The sequence below is a fragment of the Sphingomonas sp. 28-62-20 genome, from assembly GCF_002281505.1.
Genome location: NZ_NCGH01000067.1, coordinates 1 through 1,578, shown reverse-complemented (window position 1 = coordinate 1,578; position 1,578 = coordinate 1). Strand labels below are relative to the sequence as shown.

3 protein-coding genes are annotated in these 1,578 nt (G+C 58.9%); all 3 read left to right on the top strand.

The annotated features are described in order from the left end of the window. Positions 1-627: YqaJ viral recombinase family protein (locus B7Y43_RS20040; protein WP_374133420.1), on the top strand; the 627-nt coding region annotated here is incomplete at its 5' end. Then, complete coding sequence (locus B7Y43_RS20035) at positions 620-1,096, top strand: HNH endonuclease (RefSeq protein WP_374133419.1); 477 nt, start codon at positions 620-622, stop codon at positions 1,094-1,096. The genes B7Y43_RS20040 and B7Y43_RS20035, both read left to right, overlap by 8 nt. Next, positions 1,093-1,578, top strand: a 486-nt coding sequence (locus B7Y43_RS20030; protein WP_374133418.1) for a hypothetical protein, incomplete at its 3' end; no start/stop codon positions are given. The genes B7Y43_RS20035 and B7Y43_RS20030, both read left to right, overlap by 4 nt.

Below are 1,578 nucleotides of genomic sequence, written 5' to 3'. Positions count from 1 at the left end.
CGCTGCGGACTGCTGACAGCCTCAGAAATGAAGCTGATTATCACCCCCACCGGCAAAGTCGCCAACAACGACAAGACCCGCGCACATGCCTACGAACTGCTTGCCCAGCGCGTGACGAAATTTGTCGAGCCGCAGTACATCTCGGACGACATGCTTCGCGGCATGGACGACGAAGTGCGCGCCCGGCAAGTCTACGCCGAGAAATATGCGCCCGTCACCGAATGCGGCTTCATCACCAACAACCGCTGGGGCTTCACGATCGGTTACAGCCCCGACGGACTGATCGGCGATGAAGGCTTGATCGAGTGCAAGAGCCGCCGCGCCAAATACCAGGTGCAGACGATCATCGAGAACGTCACCGGCGGCACGATTCCCGATGACTACCTGATGCAGTGCCAGACCGGTCTGCTGGTCAGTGAGCGCGAGTGGCTGGACTTCATCTCGTATTCCGGCGGGCTGCCCATGGCGGTCATTCGCGTCTGGCCTGACGACGCCATTCAAGGCGCCATCATCGAAGCCGCCGCCGCCTTCGAAGCCAAATTGGCCGAGCGACTTCAGATCTATTCCGAGGTGTCCGCGCACCTCATCCCGACCGAACGTGTGATCGAACAGGAGATGTATGTCTAAGCTCATTTCCCTCACGCGAGGTCAGTTCGCCACCGTGGACGACGCCGATTTTGACGAACTGGCAGGGGTCAAGTGGTATGCTCAATCGCGAGGTAACGGCACTTTTTACGCGGCTCGACGTGGGCGGCACAAAGGACCGCTAATCTACATGCATAGGGTGGTGAATCAGACGCCCGACGCATTGCATACCGACCACATCAACGGTGACCCGCTGGATAACCGCCGGTCAAATCTGCGGTCAGTCACGGCAGCGCAGAACGCGATGAACAAGCCTGCTCAAAAGGGCCGCACTGCAAAAGGCGCTTGGTTCGATGGCTCGACTTCCAATGCAAATAAGTGGCGGGCTGCAATCCGGTTAAACGGAAAGCTGAAGTATCTCGGGCGGTTCCCGACTGAAGAACTCGCATCCGCTGCCTACGCCACCGCAGCGAAGCTTCATTTTGGACAATTCAACAGGAGTGAATCATGAACGATATGAGCGTAGTGATCGTACCCAAAAGCGACCAAATTTCCAGCGACGACTTCCTCGCCGGCCCGAAGACCTTCACCATCGAAGGCGTTTCGATCAGCCCAGGCACTGAACAGCCGGTGTCGATCAAACTGGAAGGTGAGCCGCGCGTCTGGAAGCCCTGCAAAAGCATGTCCCGCGTGCTGGTGCAGGTCTGGGGCCCTGATGCCAACGTCTACACCGGTCGTTCCCTGACGCTCTATCGCGACCCCAAGGTCAAGTGGGGCGGCATGGAAGTCGGCGGCATTCGTGTCAGCCACATGAGCCACATGAACGGACGGCTTTTGCTGCAGTTGACCGCGACGAAGGGAAAGCGCGCGCCGCATGTCGTGGAGCCGCTCATTGCCGAAGTCCGCCAACACCCCGCTACCAACGACTTCGCCAGTTACACGGACAAGTTCATCGCCCGCGTGCAGAAATCGCCCGACGCCGATGATCTGAAC